General features: G+C 64.7%; 10 protein-coding genes. 8 read left to right on the top strand and 2 right to left on the bottom strand.

What is annotated here, in order from left to right; genetic code table 11:
- Positions 1-10 precede the first annotated feature (10 nt).
- The 8 genes from E8L03_RS01825 (at position 11) to E8L03_RS01860 (ending at position 9,040) form a co-directional block, all read left to right on the top strand.
- Positions 11-1,495 (top strand): O-antigen ligase family protein, encoded by a 1,485-nt coding sequence (locus E8L03_RS01825; RefSeq protein ID WP_167512574.1) that lies wholly within the window; start codon positions 11-13, stop codon positions 1,493-1,495.
- Positions 1,492-2,955 (top strand): flippase, encoded by a 1,464-nt coding sequence (locus tag E8L03_RS01830; RefSeq protein ID WP_171266396.1) that lies wholly within the window; start codon positions 1,492-1,494, stop codon positions 2,953-2,955. Before E8L03_RS01825 ends, E8L03_RS01830 begins: the two co-directional genes overlap by 4 nt.
- The gene (locus E8L03_RS01835; protein WP_171266397.1) at positions 2,952-3,941 is read left to right on the top strand and encodes a glycosyltransferase family 2 protein; all 990 of its coding nucleotides are present in this window, start codon (positions 2,952-2,954) and stop codon (positions 3,939-3,941) included. The genes E8L03_RS01830 and E8L03_RS01835 overlap by 4 nt, the downstream gene beginning before the upstream one ends.
- The gene (locus E8L03_RS01840; protein WP_171266398.1) at positions 3,938-4,924 is read left to right on the top strand and encodes a glycosyltransferase family 2 protein; all 987 of its coding nucleotides are present in this window, start codon (positions 3,938-3,940) and stop codon (positions 4,922-4,924) included. Before E8L03_RS01835 ends, E8L03_RS01840 begins: the two co-directional genes overlap by 4 nt.
- Complete coding sequence (locus E8L03_RS01845; RefSeq protein WP_171266399.1) at positions 4,914-5,807, top strand: glycosyltransferase family 2 protein; 894 nt, start codon at positions 4,914-4,916, stop codon at positions 5,805-5,807. Before E8L03_RS01840 ends, E8L03_RS01845 begins: the two co-directional genes overlap by 11 nt.
- Positions 5,807-7,210: a right-handed parallel beta-helix repeat-containing protein gene (locus E8L03_RS01850; RefSeq protein ID WP_171266400.1), complete on the top strand. Its 1,404-nt coding sequence runs from the start codon at positions 5,807-5,809 to the stop codon at positions 7,208-7,210. Before E8L03_RS01845 ends, E8L03_RS01850 begins: the two co-directional genes overlap by 1 nt.
- Positions 7,207-8,418, top strand: coding sequence for a glycosyltransferase family 4 protein (locus tag E8L03_RS01855; protein WP_171266401.1), 1,212 nt, complete (start codon positions 7,207-7,209; stop codon positions 8,416-8,418). The genes E8L03_RS01850 and E8L03_RS01855 overlap by 4 nt, the downstream gene beginning before the upstream one ends.
- A 67-nt stretch (positions 8,419-8,485) precedes the next feature.
- The gene (locus E8L03_RS01860; RefSeq protein ID WP_171266402.1) at positions 8,486-9,040 is read left to right on the top strand and encodes a hypothetical protein; all 555 of its coding nucleotides are present in this window, start codon (positions 8,486-8,488) and stop codon (positions 9,038-9,040) included.
- Positions 9,041-9,096: 56 nt separating this feature from the next.
- Here E8L03_RS01860 and E8L03_RS01865 read toward each other — a convergent pair whose 3' ends face one another.
- Both E8L03_RS01865 and E8L03_RS01870 read right to left on the bottom strand, forming a co-directional pair.
- A complete protein-coding gene (locus E8L03_RS01865; RefSeq protein WP_171266403.1) occupies positions 9,097-10,692 on the bottom strand; it encodes a polysaccharide deacetylase family protein in 1,596 nt (531 codons plus the stop codon).
- 249 nt (positions 10,693-10,941) lie between these two features.
- Positions 10,942-12,312 (bottom strand): sigma-54 interaction domain-containing protein, encoded by a 1,371-nt coding sequence (locus tag E8L03_RS01870; protein ID WP_144306466.1) that lies wholly within the window; start codon positions 12,310-12,312, stop codon positions 10,942-10,944.
- Between the last annotated feature and the right edge of the window lie 14 nt (positions 12,313-12,326).

Genomic DNA, 12,326 nt, shown 5'->3' on the forward strand with positions numbered 1-12,326 from the left:
GGGAGCGGACATGAGCACGGCATTGCACGAGCACAACCTTAAGAAGAACATTCTGGCGGTCAGCATCGTCGGCTTTGCCGTGGTGCTGGGCTCCGCCATTGCCCTGGGGAGCTCCAGCAAATGGACCCTGGCCATAGCCGTGTTCGCCGCCGTACTGCCGCTCATGGTCCGCGCCATGAGGTCGCTGGAGAAGCCGCTGTTCCTCGGCCTGGTCTTCTTCATGGCCACGCCGTACGACATCAACCCCTGGATTCGCCGCGGCTACGGCAACACCGTGCTGGAGCCGGGCATCACCATCAAGATCACCGCGGTGTTCCTGGCTGCGCTGGTTTTCATCTGGATCAGCCGGGTGCTGTGGCGCAAGACGGCTGTGGATTGGTTCGCCCCGGTCATGCTGCCGCTGGGCGTGCTGGTGGCCTGGGGCATCTTCAGCCTGACCTTCGCAACGTACCCCGAGTTCACGGCGGATCGCATCCCCGGCCTGCTCACGTCCTTCTTCCTTGTGCTGTTCATGGCCAACTACATCGACTCCGCGGAGAAGGCCCGGTTCGTCATGACCTGCATGGCGCTCACCGCTGGTTTCAGCGGGCTCCTCGCCATCCTGCAGTACGTTACGGTAGCCGTCCTGGGGCTGAACATTCTCGGCTCGCCCGAGGACTTCTGGGTTGTGGGCTCGGAGATGATCCGCGCCAGGGGATTGATGGGCCACCCCAACGACCTCGGCCTGATATTCGTGGGCATGCTGCCGGCGCTGGGACTGTTCGGCGTCGCCAGGCTGGAGCCGCGGTTCAAGGCGCTGTGCCTCGGCGCGTTCATCCTGGGCTTCATCGCGTTGCTCACCACCCTGTCGCGCGGCAGCTGGATCGGCTTCTTCCTGGCCATCATGGTGATTATCGCGCTGTCCCAGCGCAGCTTTTCGCGCAGGAGGCTGCGCGGCGCGTTCGTGATGCTCGCCATCCTCATTCCCTTGCTGGGGATGATGGCCGCGCCGTTCGCCGGGACCATCGTCAACCGGCTGTCCTCCGATGAGTCCGACGCTGCGCAGTCGCGCATTCCCCTGGCCAAGTCGGCGCTCAAAGTCATCCAAGCGAACCCGGTGGAGGGCGTGGGCCTGGGCAACTACAAGCAGGTGGTGCTGGAGTATGATCCTGGCGTGATGATCGGCGGCGAGGACGACGGACCGCTGGCCGCACATAACATGCTGCTCTACCTGGCCGCGGAGCTCGGCATACCCGCGCTGGTCCTCTTCCTGTTCGCCTGCACGTCCCTGTTCTTCAAGGGGCTGCGCGGCATCAGGACCAGGCTGGCGGAAATAAACCTCTTGTGTCTCGGAACTTTTGCAGGCCTGGCCGGGATATTCGCTTCCTCCATGTTCGAGGACGTCTCCTTCGGCGGCACGCGCTTCCAGTACATGTGCTTTCTGGCAGGCATCGTTCTGGGCTGCTCCCGTTTTGCGCGGTACGGCGGGGCAGAGAGAAGCGTGCGCAGGCCATGAGCAGGAAACGGTTCCTCGGCAACGCCGCCATCCTCATCGCGACCGAAGTCCTGGTCAAGATCCTCGGCATCGTCATCACCGTGCTCATCGCGCGGTTTCTGGGCGTGGAGCAGTTCGGCCTGCTGGCCTTTGCCTATGCCACGTCCGAGATGTTTCTGATCGTCTTCGACTTCGGGTTCGACAGGATGGCCGTGCGGGACGTGGCCAGAAAGCCGCAACGGGCCAGCCGCTTCCTGGTCAACATCTCGGTCATCAAGGGAGGGCTCTACCTGCCGGCCGCGCTGTGCTGCATGCTTTTCGTCTCCCTGCGCGGGCAGGACCACGGCTCGCTGTTCGTCATCATGCTGGCCTTCCTGGCCGTGGCTGCGCAACGGCATATGTGGTTCATCTGCTCCTTGTTCCGCGCCGGACAGATCATGATGCGGGAAGGGCAGGTGCGGTTCGTCTTCGCCTCCTGCTCCTTTATGCTCAGCGTCGTGTTGCTGCTGCTTCACTTCGGACTCAAAGAGATTTTGTTCGCCAGGCTGGCCGCCCTGACGCTGGCCATCGGCCTGGCCCTGTATTTTGCGAAACGGGACCTCGGGCTGCGCTGGGTCCGGCCCGATAAGCGCTACGCCAAGCGACTGCTCGTCCGCGGCATCCCGTTCGCGCTCATGGTCATCTGCATCAACCTGAACATGTTTCTGCCCACGGTGGCACTGGGCATGTTCCAGGGCGACGCCGCGGCCGGGATCTACGCCGCTGGCCTGAAGCTCGTGGAGCCGTTCGGCATGCTGCCGGAGGCCATGAGCTGGGCCATCCTGCCGGCGCTGTCCCTGGCCTGGGGGCGGTCCGAGGCCGAGTTCTCGACCACGCTGCATGACGGCCTGCGTTATCTTTCGCTGCTCAGCCTGCCCCTGGCCGTGGGCATCCTGTTCGTGGGGCGCGACGCCGTGGTGCTCATCTTCGGGCAGGAGTACCTCAAGAGCGCCGCGGTGCTGTCTCTGCTGGCGCTGTCCCTGGTGCCGGACTACATGAACTCCCTGTTCAGCTCCATGCTCATGTCCATGAATCGGGAGCGGACCGCCCTCCGGGTATCCGCGGCCGGCGCGGCCTGCACGCTGATCGCCTGCGTAGGGCTCATCCCTGCGTTCGGCCCGGCCGGCGCGGCCGCCGCCTGCCTGATCTCCGAGAGCCTGATGTTCGTTGTCCTGGTCCGGCTGCTGCATAAATCGTTGCGGCTTGGTCCGCTGCTGGCGTGCATGGGACGCATAGCCGTGGCTACTGCCGTAATGGCCGGCGCGCTGGTGCTGATGGACAGTCTGGGCTGGAACCTCTTTGTGCGGGTGCCGCTGGCCATGGCCGTGTATGCGGCTGCTCTGGTCTTCGTGGTTCGGGAGGTGAGCACCCACGAGGCCCGCACTGGCATCGACATGCTCGCCAGCCGCCTGCCCGGCAAGCTGCGCAGGAGCGAGCCATGACGCAGCTGACGCAGAAATCTACCTCGGCCGCCACCCCGGCCATCAGCGTTGTCGTACCGCACTACAACCGCGGGGACATCGTGCTGCGGACCCTGCAGGCCTTGGAAGAGCAGCGGCTGGACGCACCGTATGAAGTGATTGTGGTGGACGACTGCTCCACGGATGGCAGCTGGGATCTGATCCAGGAGTTCGCGCAATCGCGCGGCGAGTGGCTGCAGGCCATCCGGCTGGAGCGCAACTCCAACGCCTCGGCCGCGCGCAACGCCGGGTTGGCCAGGGTTCGCGCGCCACTGGTGCTGTTCCTGGATGCGGACATCGTGACCAGACCGGACGTGCTGGCCGCGCATCTGGAGGGGCACACCCTCCGGCCAGAGGAGAATGTCGTGCTGCTGGGCGTGGTCCGTTTTCCCGAGGACCTGCCCCTGACCGGCCTGCGCAGGCTGATGAACCCGGCCGGGCAGTGGGACGACATCGAGCCCGGGGCTGAGCTGCCCTGGTGGAACGTCTTTTCCGGCCACGTCTCCATGAAGGCGTCGTTTGTACGCGCCGTGGGCGGGTTCGACGAGGACCTGGCCATCTTCCACGATATCGAGCTGGGCAAGCGGCTGCACGACCAGGGCATGCGGCTCTACCTGGCGGACAAGGCCGTGGGCAGCCACTACCACGACAGGACACTGCCGCAGATCGTGCGCTTCAGCGAGGCGTACGGCCGGTACTTTGCCGAGCTCGGCAGCCGCGACGACCCGGAGCTGTACGAGCACGTCCACGAAAGCTGGTACTGCGAGACCGGCCCGCGCGTCGTGGCCAAGAGCATTCTGGGAGCCGCGGTGGGCAACGCCCTTGTCCGGCCGCTCACCGTGCCGCTGGCGAGCTTTCTGTTGGATCGTATCCCGGCCATTGGCAACCCCCTGACCCGGCTGATCCTCTTCCACGTCGGCCACCGGGCGTTCCTCAGAAACTACAGGCCCCGCGGCGGTGCGGCATGACCGATTTTTCCGTGCTCATCGTCAACTGGAACGGCCGCGGCTATCTCGAAAAATGCCTGCGCTCCGTGTACGGCTCCATGGGGGAGGCGGAGTTCCAGTGCGTGGTGGTGGACAACGCCTCCACCGACGGCAGCGTGGCCATGGTGCGCGAGCAGTTTCCGCAGGTGACACTGGTGGAGAGCGGCTCCAACCTGGGCTTTGCCCGCGGCAACAACCTCGGCTTCGACTACTGCCAGGGCCGATACGTGTTTCTGGTCAACTCGGACATCGAGATGCACACCGGCGGTTTTGCCGAGCTCTACGCCTATATGGATGCGCATCCCGAGGCGGGCATGGTGGGGCCGAAGGTGCTGAACCCGGACCTGACCCTGCAGGCCAACTGCCTGATTCTGCCGAACCCATGGAACATCGTGCTGCGCGCTCTGGCTTTGGATCGGCTTCTCGCGCGGTTCGGCATAGCCAGCGGGGAGTTCGCCCCGGAATCGGCTTATGACCGGGAGCACGAGGTGGACGCCCTGGTGGGCTGCTTTCTGGGCGTGCGGCGCGAGGCCCTGGACCAGGTCGGGCCGCTGGACTCGGACTTTTTCATGTACGGAGAGGACCTGGACTGGTGCAAGCGATTCCACCAAGCCGGATGGTCCATCTGTTTGTGCCCGCAGGTCGCCGTGATCCACTACGGCGGCGGCAGCTCGGACAACGCACCAGTGCCGTTCTATCTGGAGCTGAAGCGCAGCTCTTTGCGGTACTGGGCCAAGCATTACGGGATGCTCGGAATGGTCTGGTGCCGGCTGGTGACCATGCTGCACGAGGCGGTGCGCGTGCTTTTCGGTGTAGCCGGGATGATCGCGCGGCCGTCGCAGCGGGATATTTTCCAAAGCAAGGCGCGCCGCAGCCTCGCCTGTCTGGGCCGGCTGCTCAACCCGGGATGGGGCCTGCAAAGCCCGAAGGAGCGACCGAAGGAGCAATTGGGCCATGGCGGGTGACGGCGGATACGTCCTCATCACGGCGGCGCGCGACGAGGCGCAGTACATCGGCGCGACCATCGAGTCGGTCATTGCGCAGGATATCCAGCCTTTGCGCTGGGTTATTGTCAGCGATGGCTCCACGGACGAAACCGACGCCATTGTGGAGTCCTTTGCCGGCCGCCATGGCTTCATCCGGCTGCTGCGCAGGCAGGGGAGCGCACAGCGCGACTTCTCCTCCAAGGTCATGGCCCTGCGCGAGGGCATGGCGCTGCTCGAAGACATCGCCTGCCCGTACCTGGGCATCCTGGACGCCGACGTGACCTTTGGGCCGGACTACTACCGCGCGCTGTTGCAATTGTTCGATGAAAATCCGAAGCTGGGCATAGCCGGGGGCGGCCTGTGGGACAAGACGCCCGGCGGGTTCGTGCGCCAGGTGCAAAGCCTGGGCAGCGTGTCCGGCCCGGTGCAGATGTTCCGTCGCGCGTGCTACGAGCAGATCGGCGGGTACCAGCCCGTGACCTGCGGCGAGGACGCTGTGGCCGAGATATCCGCGCGCATGCATGGCTGGGAGACGCGGACCTTTCCGGAGCTCAAGGTGCTGCACCACCGCCTCACCGGCACGGAAGGCGCCGGCGTGTGGAAGGCGCGCGTGCGCCTGGGCGTGCAGGACCACCGTATCGGCTACACGCCCCTGTTCGAGATCGTGCGGGCCGTATCGCGCCTGCGGGAGCGGCCCTGCGTGCTCGGCGCGGCCGCGCTCCTGGCCGGTTACTTCGGCGCACGCCTGCGCCGGGAGCCGTACCAGGTTTCGAGCGAGTTCCGCGCGTACTTCCGCCGGGAGCAGCTCCACCGCCTGAAGGCGCGGATCGGGTTACGAGGAAACCACGAAGGAGGCGTCTGATGATGTATGATACGCCGCAATGCCGGCCGCATGGCCGGTTCAACGCGTCGCGGGCATCCTTGCTGCGGCGCATTCTGACGTGCATCGCCGTGCTCGCGCTGGCGTTTCTGGCTGTTTCGGCGCAGGCGGCCACCTACCATGTGGAGGCTGGCGCTACCGGGGCCAACGACGGCTCCTCCACGGCGCCGTTCGCCACCATTGCCCAGGCCGCGAGGGTGGCCCGGGCCGGGGATACGGTCTATGTGGAGCAGGGCGAGTACAACGAGTCGGTCGTGCTGGAGCACTCCGGCAAGGAAAACACGCCCATCATCTTCGTCGGCCAGGACCGGCCCGAGGTCCATGGCGCCGGCGGTCCTGGATTCTTCATTTCCGGCAACCACGTCACGGTGCAGGGCTTCGACGTATCCGGGGGCGTCTTCGGCATCCACGTCACCGGCTCCAACGTCAATCTGCTGGGCAACTACGTCCACCACAACCGCCACGACGGCATCCGCGTGGATGGGGCCATGGACGTGCATATCCAAAACGGCGAGATTTACGACAACGGACCCGGCAACGCCGTGGGCATCTGGCTGGCGGGATCGGTGTACGACCTCGTGGTCCAGGACGTGGACATCAGCAGCACCGGCATCCAGAAAACCGGGATCAACGCCTATGAGGCCGGGGAGTCCAACGGCATCATCCTGCGCAACGTCAATATCCACGACCATCCGGAGTACGGCGCGAGCCTCATGGCCGAGTCTCCGGGCGAGCTGACCGACATCCGCATCATCAACTGCCGCTTCGACCACAACGGCTTCGGCGCGGTTCACACCATCGGCGACATGCGCTACCGCCTGGGCAACGTGCTCATCCAGCGCGCCACCCGGAGCATTGTGGAGAAGAGCGTTTTTTCCAACGGGCCCGGCTGGGGCATGGACTGCTACACCTCTGACCGGCTGGTGATCCGCAACAACCTCTTTCTCGACAATATGGACTCCGGCGACCCGGCCGTGGGGCCGGGCATCGGCCTGGAGGTCAACGCCGGTCAGGACAACCTGATCCTGCACAACGTGTTCTACGGCAACAGCATCGGCCTGTTCACCAGCTACCTCGACTCAGGCGGGCCATGGCCTCCGGGGCCGGCGTTCGACGTAGTTCAGAACAACATTTTCTGGAGCAACGACGAGGACATGCAGGTGACCAGCGAGGACAACCCGCCGCTCACGGTGTTGCAGGGGGCCAACCTTATGGGCGTCGATCCCCAATTTATGGACCCGGCCGGCCTTGATTTCCATCTGGCCCAGGGCAGCCCGGCCATAGATGCCGGCGTCGATGCCGGCGTGGAGGACGATTTCGACGGCAACCCCAGGCCACAAGGCAAGGCGCCGGACATCGGCGCATTCGAGTTCCAGCAGCAATGAGTGAGCGCGGCGGCAGGACCGGCGACCCCATGCGCGTCTGCGTGGTGCGGCAGTACTACTTTCCGCAGGACCCGCGCGTGCGCAAGGAGGTGAGCGCGCTTTTGGAGCGCGGGCACGAGGTGGACGTGGTCTGCCTGCGCAAGGAGGGCGAACCTCGGGAGGACACATGGCGCGGAGCCCGCATCCACAGGTTGCCCATGTCGCACAAGCGTGGCGGTGTGCTGGGATATGTCTGGAACTACTCCGTTTTCCTTCTGCTCGCGACGCTGGCGTGCCTGAAGCTTCACGTCCGCAGGCGGTTCCATGTGGTGCAGGTGAACACCATGCCCGACATCCTGGTGTTCAGCGCGTTGATGCCGCGGTTGCTGGGGGCTCGGGTGCTGCTGGACATGCACGAGGTCATGCCCGAGCTGTTCATGAGCATCTACGCTATCCCCAGCCGGCATCCCCTGGTGCGGCTGCTCAAGGTGCTGGAATGGCTGAGCCTGAAGGCGGCGAACCGGATCATCACGGTGAACGAGCAGTGCGCCGCGATTTTTCGGAGCAGGGGACTCGCGCCCGGCAAGCTCTCCATTATTCTGAACGTCCCGGAGCTGCCGGAAGAGGCGCAGGCAGCGGCGGAATCCGATGCGTCTTTGCAGAACGAGGAGGGCGAGCCGTTCCGGCTCTTCAGCCACGGCAGCATCCTGCCGCGGTACGGCTACGCCGTGCTCATCCGGGCCATGCGGCTGCTGCTGGACCAGGGCCGCAACGTGCGGCTGGACATCGTGGGCCAGGGCGAGCAACAGTCCGAGCTGGAGGCGCTGTGCGCGGAGCTGCGGTTGGGGGATGCGGTGGCCTTCCACGGCTATCAGCCCTTTACCGAGCTGCTGAAGCCCATGCGCGCGGCCGATCTGTGCGTGGTGGCGCTTATCAAGGACGTCTACACGGACATCATGCTGCCGAATAAACTGTTCGAGTACGTGGCCATGCGCAAGCCGGTCATCGCCTCCCGGACCGAGGCGGTCTTGGACTTCTTTGGCGAGGATGCCCTGGCGTACTACGAGTCTGAATCGCCGGAGGACATGGCGCGGACCATTGCGGCGCTGATGGACAACCCGGAGCGCCGCGCAGCCATGACCGCGCAGGCGTGGCAACGCATGGAACCGGTGATGTGGGAGCGCCACAAGGTCGAGTACCTGGAGATAGTCGAGAGCATGCATCGCTGACACCAGCGACACGAAATGTATTCATGTTGTATCGCAGTAATATGTATTATACGCAGAGGCCGGACATATGATCAGGATATTCTACACAATCGTATTGCTGTGCATATTTATCGTGGGTGCCGTGGCGGACTCATACGGCTTCACCGTGTTCGGCCATGGACGCAACATGTGCCGCGCACTGGCGTTGGACAGCCCGGACTCCTGCTACGACGGCACCGGCGATGACGACGGTTATCTGTGTCTGGGCATTACGGACTCGTACATCGGCGTCTGCAACATGCATCTGGAAGGACGCATGAGGGCCATGTGCACCGCCATCATTACAAAGGATGTTTCCATCTGCCAGACAGAGCTTGTGCGTTGGGACAGAGCCATGTGCGAGGCCATTGTTCAGCAACGACCGGATATCTGCAGGAACAGACTATCCGGCGAGGATATGTACTTCTGTCTTGCCGTGGTGAACCGCGATCCCAACATCTGCGAGGTGCATCTGAAGGAAGAGGAAGAGCACCTCTATGAGTACTCCTATGGCTTGAAAACCACTGACGAGTACGCCCCCAACCAGGTGAACGAGGAAGAGGCGCAGGAGATCAATGAAGGCGAGGTGCGGGAGATGCAGTAGCCATCGGCCACGCTGCGTAAGATGTACGTCCCCGAATCAATCAATCTGTAGGGCCATCAGTCCACATCGCTTTGGAGCGGCGTTTCCCTGGGCGCAGGAGCCTGCCCCATGGCCGTGCGCGCTCCGGCCGGATAGCGCAGCAGCGCGTACCCCTGCGTGGCCGCCCCCTCCGCGAGCAGAACAGCCCCGTCATCCCCGTCATCCCCGAAGATAATTCCCCGCCGTCCCCGGAACCACGCCGCGATATCGGCGGCCGTGGCGAAGCGGGTCGCACGTTCGCTGAGGATTTGCAGCAGCTCCTGGTAAAACTCGCCAAGGTTGCGCTCCGGCGCCACGCTGCGCATGTGCCACAGCAGGGTGAGCACGCCGCCGTGCGCCAGGACGTGGTCGGCCACGGGCATGCAGTCGTCCATGGCCTGCGCCGCGTTCCTGTCCATATACTTGCTGTTGAAGAGCGCCATATCCTGAATATGCATGGGTACTTCCAGTAAATTCTCAGTCCCGGACGGCCGGAAGACGATGGCCGTGCCGGCGCGGAAGCCCACGGCGTCGTTGTAGCCGCAGGTAGAGTCGTAGGCGAAGCCGGCCCGGTCCAGCACGGCGGGTGAGCCCTCGTCAAAGCAAAGCCAGTGCATGCGCACGCCGGCGGGTGTCTCACCGCTGGCCTGTGCGATGCGTTGGCGCTCGTCCTGCGCCGCGGCAGGGTCGCGCCAGGCGTCCAGCCCGTGCAGGCCGATTTCGCAGCCGGCCTCGCGCACCTTGTGCAGCTCCGGGGCGAGGCTGAGCACGTCGTAGCGCGCGGCGCGGCGCTCCGGATGGTCCAGGCCCACGTTCTCGCCGGGCCGGTCCTTGTAGGGAATCATGAAGTATGTCGATGGCCTGCCGTCCTCCAAGCGCAGGTACTCGTCAAAGCAGAGCCAGATGTCCCTGGCCAGCCCGGCCAGGATGAGCGGCGTCTTGGCCGCGGCGAGGAGGTTGGCCGCGAGATAGCGGGCGGGTATGTCCCGGCGCAGCCATTTGCGGAACGAGCCCACCGTGGCGCGGTGCAGAAAGCCGAGGGTAGAGTGGTCCAGGCCGTGGTCGCGCAGGCGCGCGAAGTCCACGTCGTGCGTGAGGCAGACAAAGTGGCTGACGCCGTGCGGCCGCGGCGGCACCTCGCAGAGTTCCACGCCGGCGGCGCGCAGGCACTCCCGCAGCAGGGCGATGTGCAGGTCCAGTGTCGGGACCGGGGCCCACTCCTGCGGCTGGCCGTCCGTGAGCAGCAGACGCAGCTCCGCGAGCAGGTCATAGCCCAGGTGGAATGCGTCGGTTTCTTCGCCCATTTTTCGCACGCCCCACACGCCGTCCCTGGACACGAGAAAGGGTTCGCCGTCCTCGGGGGAAAACGCGCGCAGCAGGCCGTAGATAGGCAGCTCGTGTCCAAGAAACTGGACAGCGCGAGGGGGATTGCTCTGCCCCGAGTCGTTCTGCGCGGTCGGGCTGTACGTGATGACGCAGGACGGAGGTGCGGGCAGCTCCGGCGCCGGACCAGAGCAGTGGAGCAGGATGCGCGCCTCCTCGCCCGGCGTATGGAAGCGGAAGGGCGTCTTGAACAGCTCGAACAGCTCGTTGACGAGCGGGCGATCCGCATCGGCACAGCACACCGTAATCATTACAAGGCTCCAGGCAGGACATTTAGCGGCTATTGGTTCCGGACGGTGCGCGGCTGCGCGGCATTATCGTTTGTTACCAGAGGATGGAAACGCCGGGTCTGGCGTGTGTTCAATAGCTGAACATGCGCCGCAGCCGCCACTACCAGTCGCTGCACGATATCCGCAGGCGGACCGTTTCTCAAGCGATCCGGTAATGGCGGGGCGTGGACCCCGATGCGCTCCGGCAATGTGTCCGGCCTTATAAGAACCTCACTCGGCCGCGATATTGAACTTTTTCATCTGGTTCCAGACCGTGGTGCGGGAGATGCCCAGGGCCCGCGCCGCCTCGGACTGGTTGCCGTTGGCTGTCTGCAGGGCCTGGACCAGCCGCTGCTTCTTGATCTCGTCGATGTCGCCGGAGATTTGCTGCGGCTCCGGGCAGGCGTCGTTTGCCTTCTGCGTGATCTCGCCGGGCAGGTTGCCGGGCTCCAGCATGTCGCCGCGGCAGGCGATGAAGGCGTACTCGAAGGCGCTTTTCAGCTCCCGGACGTTGCCCGGCCAGGCGTAGTTCACCAGCAGGTCCATGGTCTCACGCGCAATGCCCTGAATGTTCTTTCCACTGCGCAGCTTGATGCGGCGGAAGAAGGACTCGGCCAGCAGGGGGATGTCGCCCTGGCGTTCGCGCAGGGCGGGCATGCGGATGGGGATGACATTGATGCGGTAGAAAAAGTCCCGTCGGAATGAGCCCGCCTCGATGAGCGCCTGCAGGTCGCGGTTGGTGGCGGAGATGATCCGCGCCTCCACCGGGATGGGCTTGTGGTCGCCCACGCGCTCGATGATCTTGTCCTCCAGCACGCGCAGCAGCTTGACCTGCGTGCTCAGGGGGATGTCGCCGATCTCGTCCAGAAAGATGTCGCCGTCGCCGGCCAGCTCGAAGCGGCCGGTGCGGCTGCGGTGCGCGCCGGTGTACGCGCCTTTGACGTGTCCAAAGAGCTCGCTCTCCAGCAGGGCCTCGTTCAGCGCGGCGCAGTTGACCTTCACGAAGGGCTTGTCCTTGCGCGGGCTGGCCTCGTGCACCGCGGCGGCGGCCAGCTCCTTGCCGGTGCCGCTCTCGCCGTAAATGATCACGGGCGCGTCCGACTGCGCCGCGTTGGCAATCATGTCGTAGGCCTTGAGCATGGCTGGGGAGTTGCCGATGAGCCCGTGGTAGGAGTCCTCGGCCAGCAGCACCTTGCGATAGGACTCGATCTGCGTCTCCTTCTCCAGAAGGTCGCTCACGTCGGTCATGGTCTCCACCGCGCCGATGACCTCACCTTCACCATCCCGCAAGACCTTGGCGTTTTTGAGCACATGCACGGTGGAGCCGTCTTTGCGCGTCACGGCGCAGCGCTGCTGACGCAGCTCTCCCACCCGGAACATGGCGCACCAGTGGCAGCCCTTGTGGTCGCGGGCGTACTCGCAGGATGTGCACTTGAGCACGGTGCAGCGCTCGCCGATCAAATCCTGGTGGGAGTAGCCGGTGATGTCCTCGAAGGCGCGGTTGGTGGAGACGATCAGGCCATCGGGATCGACGATCATCACGCCGTCCTGGATCGTGTTCACCACGGTCTTCCAATACTCGTTGAGGTCGTATGGCTTCATGGTTCACCTGTTCA

The sequence above is a fragment of the Oceanidesulfovibrio marinus genome (genome assembly GCF_013085545.1).
GTDB classification, from domain to species: Bacteria; Desulfobacterota; Desulfovibrionia; order Desulfovibrionales; family Desulfovibrionaceae; genus Oceanidesulfovibrio; species Oceanidesulfovibrio marinus.

Bases quoted from the DNA above. Each gene is read 5' to 3' on its own strand.
- E8L03_RS01840 (WP_171266398.1), top strand. From the start codon at position 3,938: ATGACCGATTTTTCCGTGCTCATCGTCAACTGGAACGGCCGCGGCTAT.
- E8L03_RS01830 (WP_171266396.1), top strand. From the start codon at position 1,492: ATGAGCAGGAAACGGTTCCTCGGCAACGCCGCCATCCTCATCGCGACC.
- E8L03_RS01860 (WP_171266402.1), top strand. From the start codon at position 8,486: ATGATCAGGATATTCTACACAATCGTATTGCTGTGCATATTTATCGTG.
- E8L03_RS01870 (WP_144306466.1), bottom strand. From the start codon at position 12,312: ATGAAGCCATACGACCTCAACGAGTATTGGAAGACCGTGGTGAACACG.
- E8L03_RS01835 (WP_171266397.1), top strand. From the start codon at position 2,952: ATGACGCAGCTGACGCAGAAATCTACCTCGGCCGCCACCCCGGCCATC.
- E8L03_RS01845 (WP_171266399.1), top strand. From the start codon at position 4,914: ATGGCGGGTGACGGCGGATACGTCCTCATCACGGCGGCGCGCGACGAG.
- E8L03_RS01825 (WP_167512574.1), top strand. From the start codon at position 11: ATGAGCACGGCATTGCACGAGCACAACCTTAAGAAGAACATTCTGGCG.
- E8L03_RS01850 (WP_171266400.1), top strand. From the start codon at position 5,807: ATGATGTATGATACGCCGCAATGCCGGCCGCATGGCCGGTTCAACGCG.
- E8L03_RS01865 (WP_171266403.1), bottom strand. From the start codon at position 10,692: ATGATTACGGTGTGCTGTGCCGATGCGGATCGCCCGCTCGTCAACGAG.
- E8L03_RS01855 (WP_171266401.1), top strand. From the start codon at position 7,207: ATGAGTGAGCGCGGCGGCAGGACCGGCGACCCCATGCGCGTCTGCGTG.